Origin of the sequence: Promicromonospora sp. NPDC023987 (assembly GCF_040639055.1) — a bacterium.
Classification (GTDB): Bacteria; Actinomycetota; Actinomycetes; order Actinomycetales; family Cellulomonadaceae; genus Promicromonospora.
The window spans coordinates 48904-74494 of the sequence record NZ_JBEZZF010000019.1 but is presented as its reverse complement, the minus strand read 5'-3'; the positions used below and the strand labels follow the sequence as shown (position 1 = coordinate 74494).

General features: G+C 72.3%; 21 protein-coding genes. 10 read left to right on the top strand and 11 right to left on the bottom strand.

Annotated features, from left to right (window positions below):
• Positions 1-46: 46 nt before the first annotated feature.
• The 10 genes from AB0F40_RS11420 to AB0F40_RS11375 all read right to left on the bottom strand — a co-directional run bounded on the left by AB0F40_RS11420 (position 47) and on the right by AB0F40_RS11375 (position 12626).
• Positions 47-1000, bottom strand: coding sequence for an FHA domain-containing protein (locus AB0F40_RS11420; RefSeq protein WP_357466789.1), 954 nt, complete (start codon positions 998-1000; stop codon positions 47-49).
• Complete coding sequence (locus tag AB0F40_RS11415; protein ID WP_357466786.1) at positions 997-2295, bottom strand: VWA domain-containing protein; 1299 nt, start codon at positions 2293-2295, stop codon at positions 997-999. Before AB0F40_RS11415 ends, AB0F40_RS11420 begins: the two co-directional genes overlap by 4 nt.
• A 25-nt stretch (positions 2296-2320) precedes the next feature.
• Positions 2321-3433 (bottom strand): PP2C family serine/threonine-protein phosphatase, encoded by a 1113-nt coding sequence (locus AB0F40_RS11410; protein WP_357466783.1) that lies wholly within the window; start codon positions 3431-3433, stop codon positions 2321-2323.
• A 124-nt stretch (positions 3434-3557) separates the two neighbouring features.
• A complete protein-coding gene (locus AB0F40_RS11405) occupies positions 3558-5840 on the bottom strand; it encodes a tetratricopeptide repeat protein (RefSeq protein WP_357466781.1) in 2283 nt (760 codons plus the stop codon).
• Entirely contained in the window at positions 5837-6940 is a 1104-nt protein-coding gene (locus tag AB0F40_RS11400) for a hypothetical protein (protein ID WP_357466778.1), read from the bottom strand. Before AB0F40_RS11400 ends, AB0F40_RS11405 begins: the two co-directional genes overlap by 4 nt.
• Positions 6937-7962 (bottom strand): glutamate ABC transporter substrate-binding protein, encoded by a 1026-nt coding sequence (locus AB0F40_RS11395; RefSeq protein ID WP_357466776.1) that lies wholly within the window; start codon positions 7960-7962, stop codon positions 6937-6939. Before AB0F40_RS11395 ends, AB0F40_RS11400 begins: the two co-directional genes overlap by 4 nt.
• The gene (locus AB0F40_RS11390) at positions 7959-9296 is read right to left on the bottom strand and encodes a hypothetical protein (protein WP_357466774.1); all 1338 of its coding nucleotides are present in this window, start codon (positions 9294-9296) and stop codon (positions 7959-7961) included. Before AB0F40_RS11390 ends, AB0F40_RS11395 begins: the two co-directional genes overlap by 4 nt.
• Positions 9293-10819 (bottom strand): AAA family ATPase, encoded by a 1527-nt coding sequence (locus tag AB0F40_RS11385; RefSeq protein WP_357466771.1) that lies wholly within the window; start codon positions 10817-10819, stop codon positions 9293-9295. The genes AB0F40_RS11390 and AB0F40_RS11385 overlap by 4 nt, the downstream gene beginning before the upstream one ends.
• On the bottom strand, positions 10816-11385 hold the full coding sequence (locus tag AB0F40_RS11380; protein WP_357466768.1) for a hypothetical protein: 570 nt from the start codon (positions 11383-11385) through the stop codon (positions 10816-10818). The genes AB0F40_RS11385 and AB0F40_RS11380 overlap by 4 nt, the downstream gene beginning before the upstream one ends.
• 20 nt (positions 11386-11405) lie before the next feature.
• Positions 11406-12626, bottom strand: coding sequence for a toxic anion resistance protein (locus tag AB0F40_RS11375; protein ID WP_357466766.1), 1221 nt, complete (start codon positions 12624-12626; stop codon positions 11406-11408).
• Between the two features lie 280 nt (positions 12627-12906).
• Between AB0F40_RS11375 and AB0F40_RS11370 the strand changes: the two genes are divergently transcribed.
• The 4 genes from AB0F40_RS11370 (at position 12907) to AB0F40_RS11355 (ending at position 17114) form a co-directional block, all read left to right on the top strand.
• Complete coding sequence (locus tag AB0F40_RS11370) at positions 12907-13494, top strand: hypothetical protein (RefSeq protein WP_357466763.1); 588 nt, start codon at positions 12907-12909, stop codon at positions 13492-13494.
• A gap of 308 nt (positions 13495-13802) precedes the next feature.
• Positions 13803-15203 carry a hypothetical protein gene (locus AB0F40_RS11365; protein WP_357466762.1) on the top strand — a complete coding sequence of 467 codons (1401 nt, stop codon included), beginning with the start codon at positions 13803-13805 and terminating at the stop codon, positions 15201-15203.
• A gap of 333 nt (positions 15204-15536) precedes the next feature.
• Positions 15537-16772 (top strand): D-alanyl-D-alanine carboxypeptidase family protein, encoded by a 1236-nt coding sequence (locus AB0F40_RS11360; RefSeq protein WP_357466759.1) that lies wholly within the window; start codon positions 15537-15539, stop codon positions 16770-16772.
• A gap of 42 nt (positions 16773-16814) precedes the next feature.
• Positions 16815-17114 (top strand): hypothetical protein, encoded by a 300-nt coding sequence (locus AB0F40_RS11355; RefSeq protein WP_357466757.1) that lies wholly within the window; start codon positions 16815-16817, stop codon positions 17112-17114.
• 105 nt (positions 17115-17219) lie between these two features.
• Here AB0F40_RS11355 and AB0F40_RS11350 read toward each other — a convergent pair whose 3' ends face one another.
• Complete coding sequence (locus AB0F40_RS11350) at positions 17220-17825, bottom strand: TetR/AcrR family transcriptional regulator (protein ID WP_357466755.1); 606 nt, start codon at positions 17823-17825, stop codon at positions 17220-17222.
• A 90-nt stretch (positions 17826-17915) separates the two neighbouring features.
• Between AB0F40_RS11350 and AB0F40_RS11345 the strand changes: the two genes are divergently transcribed.
• The 6 genes from AB0F40_RS11345 to AB0F40_RS11320 all read left to right on the top strand — a co-directional run bounded on the left by AB0F40_RS11345 (position 17916) and on the right by AB0F40_RS11320 (position 25481).
• Positions 17916-18668 (top strand): SDR family oxidoreductase, encoded by a 753-nt coding sequence (locus AB0F40_RS11345; RefSeq protein WP_357466752.1) that lies wholly within the window; start codon positions 17916-17918, stop codon positions 18666-18668.
• Positions 18665-20119 carry an MFS transporter gene (locus AB0F40_RS11340; protein ID WP_357466750.1) on the top strand — a complete coding sequence of 485 codons (1455 nt, stop codon included), beginning with the start codon at positions 18665-18667 and terminating at the stop codon, positions 20117-20119. The genes AB0F40_RS11345 and AB0F40_RS11340 overlap by 4 nt, the downstream gene beginning before the upstream one ends.
• Before the next feature lie 118 nt (positions 20120-20237).
• The gene (locus AB0F40_RS11335; protein WP_357466822.1) at positions 20238-21911 is read left to right on the top strand and encodes an ABC transporter substrate-binding protein; all 1674 of its coding nucleotides are present in this window, start codon (positions 20238-20240) and stop codon (positions 21909-21911) included.
• Positions 21908-22891: an ABC transporter permease gene (locus AB0F40_RS11330; protein WP_357466748.1), complete on the top strand. Its 984-nt coding sequence runs from the start codon at positions 21908-21910 to the stop codon at positions 22889-22891. The genes AB0F40_RS11335 and AB0F40_RS11330 overlap by 4 nt, the downstream gene beginning before the upstream one ends.
• Entirely contained in the window at positions 22888-23730 is an 843-nt protein-coding gene (locus tag AB0F40_RS11325; protein WP_357466746.1) for an ABC transporter permease, read from the top strand. Before AB0F40_RS11330 ends, AB0F40_RS11325 begins: the two co-directional genes overlap by 4 nt.
• On the top strand, positions 23727-25481 hold the full coding sequence (locus tag AB0F40_RS11320; RefSeq protein ID WP_357466744.1) for an ABC transporter ATP-binding protein: 1755 nt from the start codon (positions 23727-23729) through the stop codon (positions 25479-25481). Before AB0F40_RS11325 ends, AB0F40_RS11320 begins: the two co-directional genes overlap by 4 nt.
• The last annotated feature ends 110 nt before the right edge of the window (positions 25482-25591 follow it).

Sequence of the window (25591 nt, the reverse complement as noted above, 5' to 3'; positions counted from 1 at the left end):
CAACCGCACGCCGGCCGCCGCCGAAGAACCTCCCGGAACCCCGCAGCTAGGCCTCGCCCGGCAGGGCCTTGCGGATGACCAGTCGCGTCCAGGCGCCGATGAAGATCCGGTCGCCCTCCTGGATCTCCTTGCGGACGCCCTGGGTCAGCGGGGTGTCCGGCAGCGGGTCGCCGGTGGCAGCGACGAAGGTGCCGTTCGACGAGCCCAGGTCCTCCACCCACCAGCGCAGGCCGTCCGTGGTCAGCTGGCAGTGGCGCCGGGACACACCCGGGTCGCTGCCGCAGTCGACGTCGGGCCGGATGCCGCGGGACTGCGACGGCCGCCCCACCAGGAGACTGCGCTGACGTAGCGTGACCAGGCCGGGCAGGCCGGCGGACGGCATCGGGTCCTCGGGCCGCTCGTGCGCGTACCAGTCAGGATCCACCCAGATCTCCGCCACCCAGGTGTCGTCGCCCGGCACCGGCGGAGCGCTGAGCCCGCCTCCGCCCGACGACGGCGCGGGCGGACCGGCCGACGCCGGCGCGGGCACAGCGCCCGACGGCGGCACCGTCCCACCGGATCGGTGCTCGAGCCCGTCGAGACCCGACCCCTGCTGTGGTGCCGTGGGCTGTGGATCCGCTGCCGGCCCGCTCGACGCCGGCGGAGCTGCCGGCGCTTGGGGAGCGCCCAGATCCAGGACGGACGACGGCGGTGGCGCCGGCGCGGCCGGTGTGCCGGTGGTGAAGTCGTACCCGCAGTTCTCGCAGAACAGCGAGCCGGCGGGGGACGGCTCACCACAGTTGGGGCAGGTCACGGGGCCGCCGGGTGCGGTCTCGGACGAGGCCTCGACAGGCTCGACCCCCGGGTGGCCGGGTCTGACCCCCGGCTGCCCGGAACCGGCTGCTGGTCGCCCGGACTCGGCCGGCGACGCCCCCGATGCCCCAGCGGGGATCGGTGTGCCACACACGTCGCAGTAGTCCGTGGCCTGGCTGGTGTGGCCTTCCGGGCAGGTGACCGTCATGCGCGCCGTACCCGGGTCGTCTTGGTGGATGCGGTGTCGAGTGCCATCTCGTCCAGCTTGGCGGTATTCCGCTTGAGCCGCACGGTGCCCTCCTCCACGTTCTCCACCTCCACGATCTTGCGCAGGCGCGAGGTGGCGTCGTCGTTGCCGGTCTCCGCGGCGAGCTGGACGGCACGGCCGAGCTTCACGGTCGCCGTCGCCTCGTCGCCGGCGGCCTTCGCGGCCAGGCCCTCCTGGATGGCCGAGGCGAGCTCCGCCTGACCCGTGTAGTGCGCCACCTCGGGACTGATCCGGGCGGTGAGCGTGGAGTCGTCCGACCACTTGGCCTTGACCAGGCCGGACGCCTGCACGTCAGCACCCACGGCGACCTGGACCCGGGCCGCGAGCTGCTCGGAGCCCACCGGCTTCGACGCGACGCGGACCGCCACGTGGTACTCACGGGTCTCGTCGGCCCATGCGCCTGTCGGGTACGCGCTGGTCAGGGCGTTCACCTCGGTCCGGCGGCCGGTGAGGTCGTCGACCTCCGGTGCGACCTGTCTGACGAACAGGACCTGTGATCCCTGCGGCGCCCACACGCGAAGGTTCACCGAGGCGACGCCGCGGGCCATGGACTTGCGCACCAGGGCGGCGAAGTCCTCGGCGATGTCCTCCGGCCGCGCGATGAGGTCCACGGTGCCGAGCAGCGCCGTCGAGATCTTGCGCAGCTCCTCGACCACCCAGCGGTCCCCGACGCCGCGCGCGTCGCACTGGAAGTGGCCGGTGACCTCGGCGATCATCTGGTTCAGGTGCGCGGACGGCTCGGACTCGTTCTTGCCGTCCGTCAGCAGGATCAGGTGCTTCTGGGCCACCGGGGCCGTGGCGAAGAGGTCGTCGGCGAGGCGGAGCCAGGACGAGATGGCGGTGCCACCGGCCGCCGCCATGGTGGAGATGGCGCGCTTGGCCTCGCTGCGGGCGCCGGGCTCCATGGCCACCATCGGCACGCGCGCGTTGGGGTACGGGAAGATCCGGGACGCGACGTGCGAGCCGCCGATGATCGCGAACAGCGTGCCGTCGGGAATCTGGTCCACGGCCACGGCCGCTGCGTGCTTGGCGGCCTCCATGTTGCGGCCCTGCATGGACCCGGAGGTGTCGACGGCGACGATCTCGGCGACGCCGCCCGCGCCGGCGTCCGCGCCGGCGACAGCGCGCTGGGTGGTCCCTGCGCCCGTGCACGTCACCGCCACGACGGCGTGCACGTCGGTGGCGCCGTCGGACAGGAACTCGTTCTGGAAGACCTCGGCGGAGAACTCGGCCACGGTGGCTCCTCTCGGTAACGGCAGGCTATCGCTGCTCGGTGACAGTGGGGGAGACACGGGCGAGCGCCGCGGTGATGTTGTCCCGCCCGCCCTGTGCGTTGGCCCAGCGCACGAGCGCCGCGGCCGTGGTGTGCGGGTCGCCGGAGCCGGCGAACCGCCGCACGAGGTCACTCATCTCGTGCGCGTCGGAGCAGTAGTTCCACAGGCCGTCCGAGCAGACCAGCAGCCAGCCGGGCCCGGACGGGACGGTCGCGGCGCAGCGGGCGTCGGTGTCCGGGGCATCGGGACCGAGCCATCGCGTGATGGCGTGCGCCTGCGGCGACGTCTCCGCCTGGGCCCGCGGCACGCCCGCTGCGATCATCTCCTGCGCCCACGAGTCGTCGACGCTGAGCTGCTCCGCCTGGCCGGTGTCCGGCAGCCAGTACACGCGGGAGTCGCCCAGCCAGCCGGCGACGACGAGGCCCTGGTCCACGACGGCCGCCACGAAGGTGCACGACGGCGGGTCGTCCGTCACGTCCTTGCCCTTCGTCGCGGCGAGCTGCTCCGCCGCGCCCCGCACGGCCTGGCCCGCCGCACGCGACGCGGCGACCATGGCGTCGGTCCACCCGGCGATGCGGCGGCTGGTCGCGCCCTCGACGGAGCTCGAGCCCTCGGGCCCGTATGCCACGAGCACGTCCCGTGCGGCGCGGCTCGCGGCGAGCGAGGCGACGTCGGAGTCGGGTGCGCTCGACACTCCGTCGCACACCACCAGGGCCGCGAAGGTGCCGCCTGCGGCGAGCGCCATCGCATCCTCGTTGCGGGCGTGGCGCACGCCCCGGTCGCAGACGCCGGCGACCCAGTCGGCCGGGCGCTCCTCGAAGTGGTCGCGCTCGGACTGCCCGGGCGTGCCGCAGTCGGCGCAGTACCCGTCGGGCGCGATGGTGCCCCCGCAGGCACCGCAGGACCTGCGTGCGGAGGAGTCGCCCGTCGCGGGGTCGGGATCCACGACCGTTGGGGCCAGCTCGAGGGTCACCTCGGAGGGCGTGGTGCCCGCGGTGCTGCCCAGCGGTGTGCCGCAGTTCTCGCAGAATCTGGCGCGGGGCGCCGCGTTCTCACCGCAGCTGGGGCAGCGGGCGAGGCTGCTGTCGTCGGCGCTCATGTCTGGGTCGGTCTCCTTGCGTCCGTCAGGGCTCGCGCCCCGCGACTGTCTTTCAGCGGATCACCATGAGCGGTTCACCGTTCGGCGGTCGATGCTGCGTCGGTTTCCGGGTCGGGCGTACCGCTCAACGCATCGTCCACCGCCGTACGGAGTTTGCCCGGTCGACGAGCGCTACGCGCTCCGAGCGGTCGCCCGTGAGGTGGGCGAGGTCGCGCAGGGCGGCCTCGAGGCGGTCGCGCAGCTCCGGCTCGGTGGCCTCGGCGCCCGCCACCCGCACGCTCGGGTCGGGCCCGCCGCGCGTGACGAGACCGAGTGCGCCGGAGAGCGCGTCGACGGTGACGGCGGCCTTGGGCCGGTCGGGGACGTGGGCTGCGTCGAGCCCGGCGACGGCGTCGGACAGGTCGATCAGGGAGCGCCGTGCGTCGACCAGCAGGTGGGCCCGCCGCAGGCGGGCGTCGGGGAAGGAGCCTCGGGTGGGGCCCACCAGGTCGAGGGCGCCGAGGGCGCCGTCGAGGTCGCCACCCGACGAGCGCACGCGGGCGAGGCCGAACGCGGCGGCGCCGGTGTAGTTGGCGTCGGCGCGCGCGATGGTGCTGTACAGCTGCTCCGCGACGCCGGGTTCGCCGGAGACCTCGCAGACGGTGGCGAGGGCGAGCTTGGGCGCGGGCTCGCCGGGGACCTGCCCGTAGACGGCGTTGAAGGACGCGCGGGCCGAGGCGGGGTCGTCCTGCGAGAGGTGCCCGAGGCCCTCCATCCAGGCGGCGCGCCACTCCCAGGGGTCGTGCTCGAGGATCTGCGCGACGGTGGCCCGCAGCCGGTCGATGTCGCCGGCCTCGATGGCGGCGCGCGCCATGGCGAGCCGTACCTCGACGGTGGCCTCGTCGGCCCCCGCGAGGGCCACCATGCGGGCCACCGGGTCGGCGACGTTCACACCGGCCAGCCAGGACGCCATCGGGTCGGTGGAGTCCACCTTCAGCAGGGGCAGCTCGTGCCAGCCGAGGGCACCCTCGGCGCCGTCGAGCGGCGGCACGCCGAACAGGACGGACTCCGCCGACGTCGTGGCGGTGTACCCGCGGCCCTTGTCGGTGGCGACGACCTCGCGGAGCACCCCGAGGAGCTGGACGCGGGCCTCGTCGACCCCGGCGAACCGGTCGGCGGGCTCCGGTGCGCACGCCTTGGCCAGCCAGCGGTAGAACGAGTCGTACTTCTGGAAGACGGGCGTCTCGGCGACGGGCGGGAAGGACGCCTGGTACACCGTGGTGTTGCCGCGGAAGTCCAGCACGAGGGAGGCGAGGGTGCGGCCGAGCGTGAAGATGTCGGACGCGACGGACGGCCCGATCTCGGCGACCTCGGGCGCCTGGTAGCCGACCGTGCCGTAGATCGCGGACTGGAGGTCGTCGACGCGGCGCACGCCGCCCATGTCGATCAGCTTGACGCCGTCGCCCTGGGCGATGATGTTGTCCGGCTTGAAGTCGCAGTAGAGCAGGCCGCGGTCGTGCAGGTAGCTGAACGCGGGCAGCACCTCGAGGATGTACGCGATGGCCTGGTCGACGGGCAGCGGCCGAGCCTGCCCGCCGCCCAGGTCCCGGCGTTCCTTGAGCACGTCCTTGAGCGACTTGCCGCCGACGAACTCCATGACGGTGTAGCCGAGACCTTCGTGGAGCACGAAGTTGAAGATCTCGACGATCAGCGGGTGCTCGACCTCGGCGAGGTACTGACGTTCGGCGACGGCGGCCTCGTACGCCTCCTTGTCGCCCGAGTTGAGCAGGCCCTTGAGCACCACCCAGCGGCCGCTGACGTTGCGGTCGCGGGCCAGGTAGATCCAGCCGAGGCCACCGTGGGCGAGACAGCCGACCACCTCGTACTGGCGGGCCACGAGGTCGCCCGCCTCGAGCGCGGGGGCGAAGTCGTACCGCGCGCCGCAGTGGCCGCAGAACCCGGCGATGCGGCCGGGCACGCCCTCCCGGGAGCGCCCCACCGGCTGCCCGCACGTGGGGCAGTACCGCTTGCTCTCCGCGAGCTCCGGCGTCGCCATGACGGCCTGCAGCGGGTCGGCCACCGGGGTGTGCGGCACCGTGGTGAGGCCCGCACCGAGCCGGTGCCCGCGCAGCCGCGTCGAGCCGGTGCCCACGCGCCGCGTCTGGTAGGTGCCCGGCGCCACGCGCGCGGAGCCGAGCGCCGTCGACGCGAGGCGCGACGAGCTGGTGCGTCCGGTGGAGGGCTGCTCCATGGCTCCGGGCAGCCCGCCCGAGGCGCGCACCGTCGTGTCGTCGGCGCCCCACGACGCCGCGACCGCGGCGAGCGCGCCGCCCGCGGGGTTGCCGCCGGCCGGCGCGCCGCACACGTTGCAGTAGCCGTCCTCGATGGTGCCGCGGCAGCCCGGCTCGGCGCACGTCTGTGTGGTCATCGGTTCCCCTTCGGAAGATCGCGCACGAGCATCTCGAGCTGCTCGGTGAAGTGCCGTGCCAGGGCGAGGTCGCAGGGCGCGGCGTCCAGCGCCTCGCGCGCCTCGTCCTCGCCCGCCTGCACGGTGGACGACGTCGCACGGCCGTTGCCCTGGGCCTTCGTCATCAGGTTCTTGACGCGGTAGCGCAGCTCGGCGCGCTCGCGCAGCGGTGCGGTGTAGGCGTCCTCGACGCGCTCCATGGCACGTTCGACGGCGCCCAGCCGCTGGACGTAGGTCGTGAGCCGGTCGGGCTCGTCCGGCACGTCACCGAGGCGGGTCACGTCCGGGATCGCGAGCCGCGGCGGGTCGGTGATCTCCCGGCGGCAGCGGTCCGCCACCCGGGTGAGCACGGGCGTCCGGTCCGCCAGGGTGGTGCGCAGCGCGACGGCGCGCTCCCGGTCCTTGGCCAGCGACCTGCGCCGGGCGGTCGCCACGATGAGGTCCCGCTCGGTGCGGGCGACGTCGTCCTCCAGGGCGCCGAGCGGCCCGGTGATGTCGGCCCCGCGGGCGGCGTCGGACTTGAGGCGGGCGAGCCGGTCGCGCAGGCGGGCGACGACGGCGTCGTCCTCGGTGTCGGCGGACGCGTGGGCGGCGTCCTCGGCCCGGACGATGCCGCCGGCCAGGGCCCGCAGGCGGGCGGCGACGTCGGCGGCGTGCGGGTCGAACGAGAGCCGGGTGGCGAGCTGGTCGGCCTGGGCGTCGCACAGGCGCGCGGCGTCGACGAGGGAGAGCAGCGACGTGGCGGGGTCACCGCCGAGGCGACCCCAGATCAGCTGGGACATCCGTTCGCGGGCGACGGCGTCCGCTCGGCCGGAGTCCCACACCGTGACCAGCTCGTCCGCGCGCGTGCGCACCGCCTGCCACAGGGTCAGGGCCAGCACGATGTCGGCCGTCACGGCGTTCTCGCCGGACCGGCGGGCCGTGGAGTCCAGCCGGTCCAGGTCGGCGCGGCGCGCGTCGAGCCACACCTGGAGGTCGGACAGGTAGGTCAGGAGCGCCGCCGGCTCGGCCGCCACGCCGAGGGCGCCGGGCGGCGCCGGTGCGCGTTGCGCCCTGCTCACGGCGTCCGCCCGTAGACGGGCTTCGGCGCGGTGGGCGCTGGACCGAGCGCGTCACCCAGCCAGCGCTCGTAGGACTCCTCCCACTGGCCGCCGTCGACCATGTCCTCCAGCACGCCGTTCACGAACCGCACCAGGTCCGGCTGATCGGCGGGGATGCCGACGCCGTAAGGCTCGTCGCTCACGGGGTCGCCCACCACCTTCGCGTACGGGTCCTGCGCGGCGAAGCCGGCCAGGACCGTGTCGTCGCCGGTGATGGCGTCCACCGCACCCTGCTGGAACAGGACCAGACAGGTGGTGTGGGTGGCGGCGGGCACCGCCTCGACGCCCTCCCACTCCCCGAGCCGCTCCAGGGTCGTCGTGCCCTCCGGCGCGCAGACCCGCTGCCCGGAGAGGTCGTCGATGCCCGCGACGTCCGACGTCGAGGGCACCAGCAGCTTCTGGCCCGCGTGGTAGTACTCCGCCGAGAAGGCGATGTTCTCCCAGCGCTCGCAGTTGATGGTGAAGGCACGGGTCACGATGTCGACCTCGTGGTCCTGCAGCACGGCCTCGCGGTCGCCCGACGTGATCACGCGGTACTGGATCGCGTCCGGGTCGCCGAAGATCGCGTCGGCCACCTGGCGGGCCACGTCGATGTCGAAGCCCTCGATGTCGCTCGTGAACGGGTCACGGGACCCCATCAGCAAGGTGTCCGCCGAGACGCCCACCCGGAGGAAGCCGCGGTCGCGGATCTCGGCCATGGTGGAGCCGGACGTCACCTCCGGGCTGCCGTCCGGGGCCAGCGACGCCACGGCCGGCTGCCCGTCACCGCAGTCCTGGGCCGCGGTGGCCGTGCCGGACGCCGCAGCCCCGCTCGGTGCCTGCGGGGCGGACTCCCGCACGGACTGCTGTGCGGTCGAGCTCATCCCGGCAGCGCCGGTGAGCAGGTGCGTGGTCGTCTCGGGCGCGCACGCCGCCGTCGTGCCGGCCAGGGCGAGCGCGAGGAGGGCGGTGACGATCGGTCTGCGGGCTGCGCGCGTGCTCATCGGTACTCCTTCAGACGGACATTCATCCCTGCGGCGGCGGCCACGGCCCCCGCGACACCGAGCACGAGGGCGATCCAGGCCGCGACCTGCGCGGTGGTCGCCGCCGAGCCGAGCCGGTCGACCGCGTCCTTGCTCGTGGCCTCGACCTCGGCGTGGGCCCGGTCGGAGAACGCGGCGAAGGCCGCGCCCGCCGAGTCGTCGGCCGTGGACGTCGCGGCCTGCACGGCGGCGTCCCAGTCGTTGCCGTCGTCCAGCGCGCGGATCTCGGCGTGCTTCTCGTCCCACGCGTTCAGGAGCGACAGGGAGTCGGTGGCGCCGGAGCCGTTGGCCGTGGCATCCTCCGCCTCGCCCAGCAGGTCCCGCGCCCCGGCGACCGACGTCTGGTAGGACTCCTCGAACTCACCGCCCGAGCCGCGCTTGATCAGCGTGAACGACTCCATCGACTTCGCGTCGGTGGCCAGCGACAGGGCCTCCGACGTGGCGACGGTCGCCGCGTACGGGCCGCTCGCGACCGACCGCGCCACGCCGTTGCCGCCCAGCACGGCGGCCGTGACCACCACGCCGCCCACCAGGAGAGCGGCGCTCGCGGCCGCCAGCCCGGTGTTCAGCACGCGGTGCGTGCGCCGTGCGAGCCAGAGCTGTACGGCGCCCAGCGCCACCAGCGCCAGCAGCACGAACAGCAGCAGCGCCTGAGCGAGGGCGACGGAGCGCATGTCGGCGTCGACCCGCTCCGACGTCGAGACCGCCACCTCGTCGATGGTCGGCAGCACCTCGTCGCGCAGCGCCGACGACGCCTGGTCCAGGTAGGCGGCGCCGACCGGGAAGCCCTGCCGGTTGTTCGCCCGGGCCGACTCGACCAGGCCCGCGTAGCGCTGCACCGAGTCGGACACCGCCGCGAGGTCGGCGGCCTCGCCGTCGCCCCGCACGGTCGCCGCCAGCGACGGGACGGCCTGGGCCGCCTCGGACAGGCTCGTCTCGTACCGGGCACGCGCCTCGGCAGGCTCCAGCCCGCCCACGAGGAACGCGTTGGTCGCCGTCGCGTCCGCCGACACCAGGTCGTTGCGCAGCTCCTGCGTGCCCACCAGCTGGGCCGCGTCCCGCTGCGCGTCCCGCAGGGCCGCGGACTGGCCGTTGCCGGCGAGGAAGCCGGTCACGCCTAGCAGCAGGCACGCCACCACGGCGACCGCCGTGGCCAGGGCCAACCGGCCCGGCGTGGTCGCCAGGCCCGCCGCGAACCGGGAGCCCGGGGTGGCGGGCGCCGTTGCGGCGCCCGTGCCGGCCGCGAGACCGGGTTCGGGCGCGCCCGGGTTCGTCGTCGTCAGCGGTGCGGTCACGTGGTGGCCTCGCCGTCAGTCCCGATGTCCACGACATCCTCCAGGTCTTCCGGGACCAGCGTGCGCAGCTGGTCCAGCGTCGGTCGTTCAACGTCCCGCAGGCGCCAGGCGTGCCGGGCAATCGCGGAGTCCAGCACATTCCGTGCCCACCGCCCGTTGCCGAAGCCCTCTCCGCGGGCCTGGTCCGCCGCCAGGCGGTCGAACCGCTCCAGCGCGGCCGGCTCCGGCTCGAAGTCGGCGGCCCGGGCCATGGACCCGAAGATCTGCCGCAGCTCGTCGGCGGAGTAGTCCTCGAAGGTGATGGTGCGGGCGAACCGGCTCTCCAGACCCGGGTTCGTGCCGACGAACCGGGCCATCGGGCCGGGATAGCCCGCCACGATGACCACGAGGTCGTCGCGGTGGTCCTCCATGTCCTTGACGAGGGTGTCGACGGCCTCGCGGCCGTACTGGTCCTCGGCCAGGGCGTACGCCTCGTCGATGAACAGCACGCCACCCAGGGCGCGCTCCACGACCGCCGTCGTCTTCTCGGCGGTCTGCCCCAGGTAGCCCGCCACCAGCTCGGACCGGTCGACCTCCACGAGGTGCCCCTTGTCCAGGAGGCCCAGCGCGCGGTAGATCCCGGCGACGAGCCGGCCCACCGTCGTCTTGCCGGTGCCGGGGTTGCCGACGAACACCAGGTGCCGCGTCAGCGTCGGGGCGCTCAGGCCCGCCTCGCCGCGGAGGCGCTCGATGCGGAGGAGCTCGGTCTGACGGTGTATCTCGTCTTTGACTCTTCGTAGTCCGATGAGCTGGTCTAGCTCGTCGAGGAGTTCCTCGAGCGTTCGTTCGGGCTCGGCGACATCTTCGGCTGGGGCAGCCGCGGGGTCCGAGACACCGCGCCGGGATGCGTTCACGGGCCCCAGGGGGCCCTCCACTTCGGGAAGGGATACATCCCGGCGCGGTGTCTCGGACCCCGCGGCCTTGTCCGGTCCGTCGCCTTCTGCGGTGGGGAACAGCGGTGGGGTGCGTGGCTGGGTTGGGTGCGTCAGGTGGGGTGGGGTGGTTGGCAGGGGGTGTGCTGTCGAGGGCGATGTCGAGGGCGATGTCGAGGGCGATGTCTTGGGTGTTGGTGCTTTGTCGCGGCCGGCTGCTGCGCTGCGGTGGACTGCCTTGGTGCCCTCTGCTGCCGCGATGGCGCTGATGCTGGGGTCGCCGAGGTTTGCCGCGGCGTCGACGACGGCGGCCAGGGCCTCGGCGTACCGGGTGCTGTGGGGCGAGCCGGTCGCGATGAGGTCATCGAGCAGGTCGGTGGGGGCGTTGCGCCAGCGGCGGGCGCTCATGGCGGCGTCGAAGAACGGCTGCAGGCTGCCCGACGTCGGGCGGGCCGTCGCGGCGATCCAGGCCGCCGGGGCGCCGGGGGAGGACTCGGCCACCGCTGCCGCCAGACGTTCGCCCTCGGTGCGTGCGGCCGGGCCGCTCACGCCGGCCGCGGTGGCGGTCGCGGCGAGGGCGTCGAGGGCTGCGGCGAACGCCGTCGTGCTCACGGGGCCTCCAGGGGGCGCGGGCCTGACCCGTGACCCGGTGACCCGGGCGGCGGCAGGGTGCCGGGGTCGGCGCTGGGGAGCGTCAGGCCGGACGTACCGAACTTCTCCTCGAGGAACCGGCCGTGGGCCACGAGGGCGACGGCGTCGGCCCGCGACACGGCGTCGGAGATCTTGTCGATCGTGGCGCCCAGCAGGTCCAGCTGGTCGCACAGGATCATGAGCGAGGTCTTGCCGCGGTCGACGACGCGCCGGTCGGCGAAGTCACGCGGGAGGCGCAGGTAGGCGTCGACGGCCTCGGGCAGATAGCTCGTCGCGGTGGCGACCACGGTGTGCGCCTGCTGGGAGCCGGCGCCGAGCCGGTCGAGGCGGGGCGCCATCTCGTGCACGGTCTCAGCCACCCGCTGTACTCGGGCGGTCACGGCGGCGGGCGCCCTTCCGGTCGCGCGCTCCAGTACCGCGTCGACGGACGTCACGATCTGCTCGGTCGTCGGCGGGGCCGGGATCGCGACGGTCTGCTCCACCTCCTCGGCGCGTCCGCCGCCGAAGAGTCGCCGCCACCAGCTCATGCCTACCTCCGAGCCCGCCGTCACGGGGTGTTGAGGTCGAGAGAACCGCTCGCCACGCCGTCGGTGTTGGTGCGCTGTGCCCGCTCCACGTACTCCGAGGCCTTGGTGGTCTCGGTCTGCAGCACCCCGATGGTCTGCGACATCGAGTCGAGCGCCCGCAGCTTGAAGTCGCTGATCGAGTCCATCGTGGCGTAGATGTTGGCGAACGCCTCCTGCAGCTGCTCGATGCCGACGGTCGAGCTGGCGGCCTGCTCCTGGATGGTCGCCGACTGGTCGGCGAGCATCTTCGAGGTCGAGGCGATCATGTTCGACGTCGTGGTGTTCAGGGCGCCGATCTGGTCCAGCACGAGCTTCTGGTTCGCGAGCGCCTGCGCCACGATGACGGCGGTGCGCAGCGCGGAGACCGTCGTGGTGGTGGCGCGGTCGACACCCTTGGTGAGCTCGATGTTGTTCTTGATGATGATGTCGATCGCGAGGTAGCCCTGGATCGAGACCGCGAGCTGCGTGAGCAGGTCCTGGTGCTTCTGACGCACGTAGAACAGGACATCCTCGGACAGTGCCTTGGCCCGCTCGGGCTCGGCGATCTGGAGCTCGGCGATCTTCGTGGCGAGCTGGGCGTCGAGCCGCTCGGCCACGTAGATGTACTGGTTCAGGCGCGCCATCGTGTCCCAGAGGTTCTGCTTCTCCAGGTTGAGCGCGGCGTTGTCCTTGCGCAGCTCGTCCTGGCCGTTGTAGAGCGCCTGGATGATGGCGTTGAGCTGGCCCTGCGCGGACTCGTAGCGGCGGAAGTAGTCCTCGATCTTGTCGCCGAACGGGATCACGCCGAGGAACTTGCGCCCGACGCTCGCCTCGGACGGGTCCAGGTCCTCGACGGTGCGGCGCAGCTCCAGCAGGGTCTGGCCCACCTTGGAGCCGTCGGCCAGGCCGCCCTCCTTGAGGGCCCGGACGGGCGTGGCGAGCAGGCGGTTGCTGGAGTCGGCGGCCTGCCGGATGTCCTGGTCGCCCATGGTGCGCACGTCGTCGGCGCGCTTGGCGAACTCCGGGCTCTTGGTGTCGGCGCTGAGGAGGCCGTCGAGGTAGGTGCTGACCTTCTTGTCGAGCGCGGGTGCCGCGGCAGGATCCACCTTCGGCGCCATCTTGGGCGCCTGGGTCGCTGCGACGGGCTGGACCGGGTCGGGTGCGCTGAGCACGAGGGGCTCGGCGGCTGAGGCAGGCGGTTGAAGCGGCATCGGCTCGGTCATCGGTGCTCCTCGCGATAGGGCGTCCGAACGCGGCGAGTATATGCCGCGGGCCGTCACCGCTGGGGGCGGAGGCGCTGCTCGGCGGGGTGAGAACGAGGGGGCGCTCCGGAGAGTTCCTGACGCGGCGAAACGGGTTGAGCAGGGCGGGCCGGGTCTTGGAGGCAAGGGTTCAGTTTTCACCCTGCGACCGAACGGGTGAATTTCTTGGCAAATTTCGCCAGCAATAGGCCGTCTATGGCGGTACTCGAACGGTTGTCCACGTTGTGCGTTTCATCGTTAAGTGCGACTCTCGACCGTCGCTGACTGTGGCTTGACCGGAAACTTCGCGAGGACGGTGTTATCGATTGTGGAGTCGGCAGAGTGGTTGACGGTATTCGTAAGCCTTCCAGTTCGCATCCTGTTTGTGGCTGCGGGTCTGATTATTGTTGGTTCGCTGATCTGGGCCACGGTAAGAATCGCGCGATCCTGGTTGGGCGGGAAATCGGGATTCCATATTCATGGCCCGGATGACTCGATCTCGAGAATCTTGTTTCACATCTTGCTGGCAGCGAGTGCGCCTGCTGTGCTGCTCGTGGTGGGGAGCTTTCAGGTTTCGCCTCTTCGCGATATTGATCCACGTTGGCTTTGGTCAGCAGGGCTGTTCGTAGCGATCGTATCCGTTTGGGCCTGGGTCGAGAAGGAGTTTGCGTGGCCGGGCTGGTTCGTCGCACGGGAGGCGAGGGGTATAAGGGGTGAGTTCTTTTCCCGTCAGGAGCGTCGCCGTCGCCAACAGGCAGAACTTATTGACCTTGGCAGACGGTTGCTGGAAAGGGAGCGTGTGAACGAAGATCGCACGCCTGAGGGCAATGAGCCTAACGATGACGGATGAGGACGAATGGCGTGTATCCGAGTGCATTCCTGCCTCGTCGTGAGGTGGACTCGAGCCGTTGACACGTAGGCACGGGCCGTTGAGGTGCTGGAGCGGGCGACCTCGCTGCACTACGACGCCCGCGCGGCGACTGCTGTCTTGCGCGGTCAGAGTTCCCCGTCTTGCGGTAGGTACGGCCTGCGACTGGGTCGGGCGCGGATCGAAATGGGGCAGATGTCTATTTTCACCCGGCGGGACTCTCCCGGAGGGGCGCTGACCACCATTACGGTCGTCGACGGCGCCGCGACCGCGGCGAGTCTGGAGGCAATATGTCCTGCACCACCCTGGTGCGCTCTGCCGTGACGAGACGGCTTCTCGGCCTCTGTGCAATCAGCGCCGTGGCGCTCGGCGGCATGGTGATCGCCGCCGGGCCCGCACAGGCTGATGCCTTGGCGAGCACCGGCCTCGTGACCGCCGAGGAAGTCGTTACCTTCGGGACCCCGACCGAGGTCGCACTGACCGACCACTACCTCTTCGTCGAGGTCCGGTCGGCGTCCGGGTCACAGGTCATCTGGCGCGACCGTGCGGATCCGGCGGCGGCGTGGAGCACGACGTTCGGCGGGGCGCCGCTGGTGGGTGAGCTCGTCGGGGCAGAGGTCGACGTCGTACAGATCGACCAGGGGGACACGAACCTGATCGCCTGGGCGCGCGACGGCGGCGGGAGCCGGAGCACCTCGACCAGTACGACCCTGGGTGCCGGCGCCCAGTACCTGGCCGTGCGCCAGGGCTCGTCCGCGGTCGTTCAGCCCGTCACGGAACCGACGAACACGCTCGTCGTCCCGGCTTCCTTCGAAGGGAGAAGCCGGGGAGCCGCCCTCGCGGGTGACGACGTCGTCGTGATGGACGACCAGTACACCTTGACGCGGTACGACATCGTGACCGGCGGGATCCTCGAACAGCGGCCGGAGGTCTGCCCGTCGGGCGCCGACGGCTTCGCTCTCGTCCATGACGCGGACGAACGCTTCACTATGTTGGCGTGCGAGGAAGGTGGGCTGCTGCTCGACCTCGAGGAGGTCTACCGCGACTACAAGGTCCTCGAGCGGAGCGGCGGCGCGTCGACCCGCGTTCCGGTACAGCTCGGCCTTGGTGTCGTCGTGGGCGAGTACGCGTACGACTACGGGTACGGCACGGGAGTTGAAGGGGTCTTCGGCGGCTTCACAGGAGGGCTCGCGGTTCCCGCCGACACCAACACCAACCTGCCGGAGTTCGACCTGGACGACGCCGGCACCACGGTCGCCTATGTCGACGCCGGCGACGACGTGCGTGCCGTGGACCTGACGTCGATCGCCTCGCCGGTGGCGACCGAGCTGACGGACAGCCGCGCTCCGCGGGTGGACGGTCTCAGCATCAGCGCGGAGTGGATCAGCGGCATGCCGGAGCACGCGTCGGATCCGGACTACACCGTCACGGCGTCCGTTTCTGACTCCGGTGACCCGTACCTCCGTCCGAGCGGAGTTGCTCGCGTGGAGCTCCGCTACCGACAGAAGCTGGTCCATGAGGACAGCTTCGGCGACTACGTGGTCGTACCGGGCGACACCGCCGATGCCACGAGTCCGCGGGGATCAACGACGTGCTGGTCGGCTCGCGGCACTGACGCTGTCGGCAACGTCGGCGCCTGGGCTGCCAACAGTGGGTCCGAGCAGTGCATCACGATCGGGCGCAACGGCTGACCCAGCCCCTCAGAGTGGGTCGGCCGTTCACACGCATCTGGGGCGGCCGGCCCGTTTGCCGGGACCCCGAGCCCGCCCAGCAGCACGGACAGCTCCCGGCGTCACCGGTCTGGCCACGCCCCGCGCCGGAATTCACCCGAGCCAGGGCCTCCGCCCGCCGCGAGGCGGCGTAGATTTCTTCGGTGCTCACCGAGACGCCGCTGTGGCCGGAGCTGCCGACCCCCCCGCCAGGCGCCGTCCTCTCCGCGTGCCCGCCGGGCTGCGGAGCGCCGGGCTCGTCGGGTCAGGCGCGCGCGGTGGGTCATCGTCGCCGTCGTCCTTGGTCTTGGGTCGGTGTCCGGTGGCGCCTACGTGCTCGGGCTGATCGACCCGGTCCCGGTGGTCGCGCGCGAGTCGTCCGCCGTGGTGGACGCGCACGCGGCCGCTGACGACGCCGCGACGCTCCGTGAGCAGCTGGCCGTCGAGGTGAAGGCCGCGCGGAGCGTCCTCGAGGGGCCGGACGGGCAGGCCGCTCCGAAGGCGGAACGCCAGGCCCTCGGCACGGCTCTCGACGATGCCCGGCAGCTGATGACGGCGCTGGGCAAGGTGACCCGGTCGCCGTCGGGCACGGAGGATCAGGCCACGGCACTGCTCGGCCAGGTGGGCACGCTGCGCTCCGACGCCCGAGCGGCAGTCGATGCCCTGCGGGAGGCGACCCGTCTGATGGTCGAGTCGGGTCGGCAGCTCCGGCTCGAACGAGCCATGACCGGGCTGGAGCACGGGCGGGCCGACCTGCGGGAGGTCACGGCCGTGGGCGAGCAAGCCTTCGCCGAGTCGGCGGAGGTCGCCGCAGCGACGGACCGGGAGGCCCTGCGAGCGGCTCTCGACCAGGCCGCCGACCTCGACGCACGGGCGGGGGCGGCGCTGCTGGAGAAGGCGCCAGCCCAGGGGAGTGCGGTGTCCGAGCTCCTCGCGGAGATCGAGGAGCTGGCAGGGGCGCTGGCCGCCACGACGGCTCAGATCGAGGACGCCGCCGCCGTGGTGCTGACCGGGACGAGGGAGGACGCGGTGGAGGTCGAGGCGGAGGACGCGGAGGACGCCGCCGGCAGCCCGGACGCCGGCACCGCGGGCACGGACACCGCGCCTGCCGGCACCTGCCCCGAACCCGACCAGGTGTGGACCGCGGAGAACGGCCACCTGTCGTCGTCGGAGCTGGCGTCGATCCCGTTCTCGTCGAGCCACGCCGTGCGCGCGGACGTCGTCGGCGGCCTGGCCGAGCTGAACGAGGCCTACGCGGCGGAGTTCGGGGTGAGCATGACCATCAACTCCTCCTACCGCAGCTACGCGCAGCAGGAGTCGCTGTACGACCCGTCGTCCAAGACCGCGGCCCCGCCCGGGTGCTCCAACCACGGCACCGGGCTGGCGATCGACATCGGTGGCGGCGTGCAGGCGTTCGGTTCCGCACAGTACGAGTGGCTCAAGGCCAACGCGGAGGCCTACGGCTGGGTGCACCCGCCGTTCGCGGAGCTGTCCGGGCGCAACCCTGAACCCTGGCACTGGCAGTCCGTCGACGCGCCCAACAGCTTCTGACAAGTTCCTGACGCCGAAGGAGAGGGGCGAGGTGAGGTGACCATGAGGATCGAGGATCTGAACCTGACACCCGAGGAGCGGGCGGAGCTGGAGGCCTGGGGCGAACAGATGGCAGCCAAGGCTGCTTCCGAGGAGTACACCGAGCGGTTGCAGCCAACGCCCCCGGCGTTACTGGGGCTACAGCGAGCCGCAGCCAGGCGGATCTACCTGACCGGCCAGGCCGAGAAGGCGGTTCGTGACGCGGTTGCCCAGGCTCGGGCCCAGGGACTGTCCTGGAACGTCGTAGGTCAGGCGCTGGGGACGACGGGTGAGGCCGCTCGCCAGCGCTATTCCGCAGCCTGACCGCGCGTCGCCGGCGTCATCGCGGCTGCGACGGCCGGATTTCGGTGTGAGTGTGACCATCAATTCGTCCTGCTGTCCATATGCGCAGCGGGAGGCGTGGAACGGTTACTGACGGGCGCCGGGCCACGCGGCCATCGCCACGGCGACGGCGCCCTCCAGGTCCTCGCGTCCGTACCCGTCTCTCGCGAGCTGTGCGAGCCCCTGCCAGACGGTGGCCGCGAACGCGGCGAGCGCACGGACGTCGGTGTCGGCAGGCAGCTCCCCTGACTCGATGTCTGCGCGGACCTTGCGATGGATCAGGGTTGCCGTGTCGGTGCGGCGCGCGCGCAGCCCTGCCGCGACGTTCTCCGAGGCGACGGTGTGGTTGGTGGCGCCGTTCAGGATGAGGCAGCCGCTCGGAAGTCCCGGCAGGGTCTGCTGGACGGCCGCCCCCGCCAGCAGGTTCCGTACGGCCCGGTACGCCGTCGGCTGGGTCTCGAACGCCTCTCGGATGTAGCCGCCGTACCGGTGGGCGTAGGCCTCGACCGCTTCCTCGAACAGGGTCTGCTTGTCGGTGAAGGCCGCGTACAGGCTCGGCGGCGTGATCTCCATCGCCTCGGTGAGGTCGCGGACCGACACCGTGTCGTAGCCGCGCTCCCAGAAGAGCAGCATCGCCCGTTCCAGAGCGGCGTCCCGGTCGAAGCCCCTCGGGCGTCCTGTCCTCGTACCCATGACCCAATTCTATAGCGATCGCTCCGAAACCTGCTAGCGTCCACTTCCGTAGCGACCACTACGGAACTAGAACTGGAACTGGAGCGGCACATGAACCTCAGCGGAAAGACGGCACTGGTGACCGGCGGCGGGCGTGGCATCGGCCACGAGATCTCCCGACGGCTCGGAGCGGCGGGCGCCCACGTGGTCGTCCACTACGGCGTCAACAAGGAGGCGGCGCGCGCGACCGCCACGGCGATCCAGGAGTCGGGCGGGCGTGCCGATGTGCTCGGGGCTGCGCTGGGCGGACCCGACGTCGAGCAGGACGCCGCCGCGCTCTGGGAGGGCTTCGACGCCATCACCGACCGGCTGGACATCCTCGTCAACAACGCGGGCATCGCCGACGGACGCGGCACGATCGACACGGTCGACGCCGACAGCCTGACGCGCCTGATCGCGGTCAACACCCTCGCCCCGTTCTTCGTCACCAAGCTCGCCCTCCCGCGCCTGCGCGACGGCGGCCGCATCATCAACGTCTCCACGCACCTCACCCGCGGCGCCGCGCAGCCGGACCTGATCGGCTACGCCATGACCAAGGGCGCCATCGACGTGTTCACAGCGGTCCTCGGCAAGCAGCTCGGGGAACGCGGCATCACGGTCAACGCCGTGGCGCCCGGAGTGGTCGACACCGACATGAATGCCGCATGGCTCGACCACGCGCGCGAGCTGGTTGCCGGGCTGTCCCCGCTGGGCCGCGTCGCAGAACCGTCGGACGTCGCCGACATCGTCGGCTTCCTGGCCTCCGACGACAGCCGCTGGATCACCGGGCAGCGCATCGACGCCTCCGGCGGGGCGCTGCTGTGACGGCGCCAGCCGCTCTCGCGCGACGAGCACGGTGGCCGAGCTGGGTGCCGTTCGGCGCGCTGGTCAGCATCGAGTTCCTCACCGTCATGGACGCCGCGGTCGTCAACATCGCGCTCCCCGGCATCAAGGACGACCTCGGCTACGGCCACACGGAGATCTCGTGGGTGGTGAACTGCTACCTCATCGCCTTCGCAGGGCTGCTCCTGGCGGCCGGGCGTCTTTCCGACGCCGTCGGACGCCGGCGCCTCTTCGTCGCGGGGACGATCGTGTTCACCGCTGCCTCGGCCGGGTGCGGGCTCGCCGCCGAGCCGTGGCAGCTCCTGACCGGCCGCGCCCTGCAGGGCGTCGGCGCTGCGCTGGTGGTTCCTGCTGCGCTCGCTCTGATCACCGACATCTATCCCGAGGGCCCGGGCCGGGTCCGCGCGCTGGGGATCTTCAGCAGCATGGGAGCCGTCGCAGCGCCCTTCGGGCTCGCCCTCGGCGGACTCCTCACCGAGATCGACTGGCATCTCATCTTCTGGATCAACGTCCCGCTCGGCGTCATCATCACCGCCGTGGCGCTGACGGCCTTGCCCACGTCGTCGAGGACGCAGGCCCCGGTCGACCTCATCGGTGCCGTCGCCGCCTCCGGCACCCTGAGCCTGCTCGCTCTGGCCGCGGTCTCGCTGGAAGCGAGCGGACCTGCCGCGAGCAGCACCATCGCTGCGGCCGTCGGAGCTGCCGTCTCCGGGCTGCTGCTCGTACTCCGGCAGCGGTACGCGGCCCACCCGCTCATCCCCCCGGCCCTGCTGCGGATCCGGTCCGTGGTCGTCGGCAACGGCATCTTCGCGCTCGTCGGGACCGTGATGCTGGGGACCTTCTTCTTCGTCACGCTATATCTCCAGGAGACACGCGGCCTCGCGCCCCTCCAGGCGACGCTCGCCTACCTGCCCATCCCGGTGGCGACGCTCGCCGGAACCCGGCTGGCCCCGTGGATCATCGGAAGGATCGGCCTGTACGACGCTCTCGGCGCGGGGCTGCTCGTCCAGGCCGCGGCGCTCGCGGCCTGGGCCGTCGTCGGCAGCGCCGGCGGACCTCTCGCCGTCACGCTGATCGCGCCGACAGTCCCCTGGGCTCTCGGGATGGGCGTCTCGATCGTCAGCTCCTTCGTGATCTGTACCAGCGGGGTCCCCGGTCAGATCGCCGGTGCTGCGTCGGGGCTGGCCACGACGGCACACCAGGGTGGTGGCGCGGTCGGGCTCGCGCTGGTGGCTGCCCTCGCCGCCGCGGCCGGCGGCCTCGGCGGCGGGCCTCCGGCCATGACCGCGGCCGCGGAGCTGACCGGCTATCACTGGGGTATCTGGGCTCTGGCCGGTACCGCGCTCCTCGGAGCGGCCCTCACCAGGGCGCTGCGTGACCCCGCCGAAACGAGTGATCCGGGAGGCCGCGTGGCCAGCATCACAACATCGTGACCAGTCACGCGGGGCGTGACGGAATACGGTGACGGAACCCCTGGGTTGGCACCACCAGTGGATCCCGTCCAGCACCCCGAGCGACCGCGCTCCGTTCCCTGCAAGGAAGCACATGACCATGCCATCGCGCCGGACTCCCCGTTCGCGTGCAGTCCTCGCAGCTGTCGCGGCTGCCGCCACCCTCTTCCTGGTCGCCGCCTGCTCCACCGGTGGCGGGTCGACCAGCGAGCCGACCGGCGAACCCGTCACCGGGGGAACGCTCACCTACGCGTCGGGTGACGCCGAACCCTCGTGCCTCGACCCGCACGTCGGCGGCAACTACCCGCAGGCGCTCATCGCGACCCAGTACCTCGAGTCGCTCGTCTCGCTGAACGAGGACGGCGAGGTCATCCCGTGGCTCGCCACCGAGTGGCAGGAGAGCGACGACGGGATGGCGTGGGAGTTCACCCTCCGCGAGGACGTGACGTTCACGGACGGCACGCCGTTCGACGCCGAGGCGGTCGCCGCCAACATCGCGCACGTGCAGGACCCCGCGACGGCGTCGTCCACCGGTTATCTCGCGCTGGCGAAGGTCGAGGACGTCGTGGTCGTCGACGACCACACGGTCCGCCTGGAGCTGAGCGCGCCGGACAGCGCGCTGCTGGAGTCGCTCTCGCAGGTCTGGGTGGCCATGGAGTCGCCGAAGGCCCTGGAGCGCAGCCAGGACGAGAACTGCGCGGCACCGGTCGGCACCGGCCCGTTCGTCGTCGACGAGTGGGAGCGCCAGGACTCGGTGACGCTCGTCCGGAACGAGGACTACAACTCTCCGCCCGCCGATGTGCCCGTGGACGCCGAGGGCACCGGCCTCCCGTACCTCGACTCGATCGTGTGGCGGTTCATCCCCGACTCCGCGAGCCGCTACGCCGCGCTCCAGTCCGGTGAGGTGCAGGTCATCGACAACGCGCAGCCCGACACCATCCAGTCGGCCGAGTCCGACGAGGCGATCGAGGAGCTGGACGCGCCCCGCCCCGGCGCCGCCAACCGGATCGAGCTCAACTCCAGCAAGGCGCCGTTCGACGACGAGCGCGTCCGCGAGGCGTTCATCCGTTCGGTGAACGTGGACGACGGCATCGAGGGCCTGTTCTTCGGGACCGCCGAGCGGTCGTACTCACCGCTGTCCAGCGTCGAGCCGCTGGGGCTGAGCCTGCCCGAGCTCTTCACCGTCGACACCGACGCCGCGGCGAGCCTGCTGGACGAGGCAGGCTGGGCCGAGCGCGACGCCGAGGGCTACCGCGTCAAGGACGGCGAGCGCCTCACCCTCGACTTCCCGGTGAGCACCAACCAGTCCATCCCGGCCGAGCAGTCCCTGTTCGAGCAGATCCAGGCGGACGCCAAGACGGCGGGCTTCGAGATCAAGCTCCACCCGCTCGACCTGTCGAGCTGGTACGGCGCGCTCGCCGAGAACGACTACGACCTCGTGAGCGCCCCGTACACGAAGGTCGGCCCGGACGTGCTGCGGATCCTGTACCACTCGGCCAGCATCGAGCCGGCGCCGAGCGGCTACTTCGCGAACCTCGCCCAGGTGGACGACCCAGCGGTCGACGACCTGCTCACCCGGGCCTCCACGACGAGCAACCCGGACGACCGCGAGAGCCTCTACGAGCAGGCCCAGCGGATCATCCTCGAGGGGTACTACATCCTGCCCCTGTACGACCAGCAGAACCACTTCCTCTACTCGTCGACCGTGCAGGGTCTGCGGGCGATGCCGACGGTGTCGACGCCGACGTTCGCCGAGGCCTGGCTGACGCCTTGACGCTTCCCGTCCCCACCACCGGGGCGCGCAGCAGGCCGGCGCCGGGCAACCGGCGCTGGCTGCTCCTGCGCGCGGGCGGCGTGGTGTTCGTGCTCTGGGCCGCCGCGACCATCACGTTCTTCGCGCTCCGGCTTATCCCCGGCGACCCGGCCCAGGCGATCCTCGGGGGCCCCGGCTCGCAGGCGGGTCCGGAGGCGCTGGAGCAGGTCCGCCGCGAGTACGGTCTCGACCAGCCGCTCGCGGTGCAGTACCTCACCTACCTCGGCCGGCTGCTGACCGGCGACCTCGGGCAGTCGTACTCGCTGCACAAGCCAGTGGCGACGGCGATCGGTGAGCAGTTCGGGGCCACGCTCACCCTCGCGCTGTGCTCCCTCGCGCTCGCCTGGGCGCTCGCGTGCGCGCTCGCTGCCTGGAGCGTGCGGGGCGGTCGGGTCGCCTGGGCCATCGGCTCAGGGCTCGAGCTGGTGGCGGCCGCCGTGCCGCACTTCTGGCTCGCGACCGTCCTGATCCTCTTCTTCAGCCTGACCCTCGGCGTCCTGCCGCCGGTCAGCGTGCCCGGACCGCTCGGCATCGTGCTGCCCGCGCTCACCCTGGCGATCCCGCTGGCCGGGTTCCTCGGCCAGGTCATGCGCGAGTCCCTGCTGACCGCCATGGAGTCGCCGTTCGTCACCACCGCCCGGGCTCGCGGCGAGAGCGAGGTCCGGATCTTCTGGCGGCACACCCTGCGGCACGCGGCGATCCCCGCCGTCGGGCTCTCCGGCTGGGCGTTCGGGTCGCTGATCAGCGGCGCCGTCGTCGTCGAGGCGGTCTTCGCCCGCCAGGGCCTCGGCCGCAGCCTCCTGTCGGCGGTCCAGCTGCGCGACGTCACGCTGGTCACCGGCATCGTGCTCGTGGTCGCGCTCGCCTACACGGTCATGACGCTCGTGACCGACCTCGCCGACCGGGCCATCGACCCGCGCACCCGGGCGGTGACGGCATGAGCGGACCGCGCTCCGCCGTCGTCGGCGCCCCCACCTTCCGGCCGACCGCCGGCGAGGTGCTCGCCGGCGTGGTCCTGGTCCTCCTCCTCGTCGCCGCGCTCTGGCCGAACCTGCTCGCCCCTGGTGACCCGCTCGCCACCGCGCCCGCCGACGCCTTCCAGGGCCCGTCGACCGCGCACCTGTTCGGGACCGACGAGTCCGGCCGCGACATCTACACCCGCGTGGTCCACGGCGCGTCCGAGTCGCTCCTGATCGGCGTCCTGGCGACGGCGATCGGCATCGGCCTCGCGATAGTCCTCGGCTTCGTCGCGGGCCTCGGCCCACGCTGGCTCGACTTCGGAACCACCCGGGTGGTCGAGGTGCTCTTCGCCTTCCCCGGACTGCTGCTCGCGCTGCTCTTCATCGTCGTCACGGGGCCGGGCGTGCTGAGCTCGACCATCGCCGTCGGCCTGGCCACCGCCCCCGGGTACGCGCGCATCATCCGGTCCCAGGTGCGCCGGACGGCGTCCGCCGAGTTCGTCGAGGCGGCGCGCGTGCTGGGGCGCGGCCGGCTGTGGATCGTGGCCCGCCACATCCTGCCGAACGTCACCGCCGCGCTGTTCGTGCTCGCGACCCTCGGGCTCGGGCAGGCGATCATCTGGGTGTCGTCCCTGAGCTACCTCGGCCTGGGCGCAGTACCGCCCGCCGCGGAGTGGGGCGCGATGCTCGCCGCCGGTCGCACCTACATCGCGAACTTCTGGTGGATGACGTTCTTCCCCGGCCTCGCGATCGTCGCCAGCGCGGCTGCCGCCACCGTCATCGGGCGCGGCATCCAGAAGCGGAACAGGAGTGCCGTATGACGGAGCCGGAACTGACGGAGCCGACGGCGCCGGTGCCGGCCGACCCCGTGCTGAACGTGCGGGACCTGGTCGTCGCCTTCCCGGACCGCCGCGGGGCGGGCCGCCGGGGTGAGCGGCGCGTCGTCGACGGCATCAGCTTCCACGTTGCGGCCGGCGAGTGCGTGGCGATCGTCGGCGAGTCCGGCTCGGGCAAGAGCGTCACGGCGCGCAGCATCGTCGGCCTTGCGGGGGAGAGCGCACGGGTCTCGGCCGCGGAGCTGACCGTCGCCGGGCAGGACGTGCTCACGCTGTCCGGACGAGCCCTGCGCCGCCTGCGCGGCGGCACCGTCGGCCTGATCGCGCAGGACGCGCTCGTCTCCCTTGACCCGCTGCGCCCCGTCGGCCGGGAGATCGGGGACACGCTCGCCCTGCACACGAACCTCGGCGCCGCCGCGCGCCACGCCCGCACCGTCGAGCTCCTGGACCGGGTGGGCCTGCCCGACGCCGCGCTGCGCGCCCGCCAGCGCCCCGGCCAGCTCTCCGGTGGGCAGCGCCAGCGGGCCCTCATCGCCTCCGGCATCGCGGGCGAACCAGAGCTCGTCATCGCCGACGAGCCGACCACAGCCCTCGACCAGCCGGTCCAGGCCGGGGTGCTCCGGCTGCTGGGTCAGCTGCGCGACGACGGCACCGCGGTGCTGCTCATCAGCCACGATCTGTCCGTCGTGCGGGGTATCGCCGACCGGGTGCTCGTCATGACCGACGGCGTCGTGGTCGAGGAGGGGACCCCGGCCGAGGTGTTCGAGCGGCCCCGGCACGCCTACACCCGCAAGCTCGTCGCCGCCGTCCCCGCGGGCCACCCCCGCGGCACGCCCCTCTCGGGAGACGTCCCGGCCGCCGTCGACCCCGCCGTCGGCCCCACAGCCGGTGCCGAACGTAGGGGTGGTCGCGGCATGACCGCTGATGAAGCGACCAGGCCTACGTTCGACGACGTGGGCACTCAGGGGGACGTGCTGCTTGAAGCCGCAGGGCTCGCGCGGACCTTTCACGTGGGCGGGCGGGAGATCGTCGCGGCCGACGACGTCTCCTTCACCCTCCGCGCCGGACGGACCCTCGGCCTGATCGGCGAGTCCGGCTCCGGCAAGTCCACCACCGCCCGGCTCCTCCTCGGGCTCGAACGGCCCGACGCCGGCGAGGTCACCCTGCTCGGCCAGCCGTGGAGCCAGCTCCCGGAGGCCCGCCGACGCCCCCGCCGGTCGCTCGTCAGCGCGGTGTTCCAGGACGCCCTCAGCTCGTTCGACCCGCGCTGGAGCGTCGGCGCCGTCCTCGCGGACGCGCTCACCCACGGCCGGACGGTCCGGCCGGCGCCGGTACGCGCCCAGATCGCGGAGCTGCTGGACACCGTCGGTCTCGACCCTGCCCTGGCCACCCGCCGGCCGCTGCACCTGTCCGGCGGGCAGCGTCAGCGCGTCTCGGTCGCGCGGGCGCTCGCGGCCGATCCCCGGGTCCTGATCCTCGACGAGCCCGTCTCGGCGCTCGACGTGTCGGTCCAGGCACAGGTGCTCGATCTGCTCGACCGGCTCCAGCGCGAGCGGAACCTCGCCTACCTCCTCATCACCCACGACCTCGGGGTGGCGCTGCACATGAGCGACGACCTCGCGGTGCTGCAGGAGGGCCGCATCGTCGCGTCGGGCCCGGCCGCGACCGTCTTCGACGACCCGCAGCACCCCTACGCGCGGCTGCTGCGGGACGCTGCCCCGGCCACCTTCCGGTGAGCAGCCCCGCCCCACGTCATCGCGCCGGCAGGCGTCACATCTCCGCCCTGGGCTCCGCGTCCAGCACGTCGAACGTGTTCAGCAGGCGCGGGTCGCGCGGCGTCCGCGAG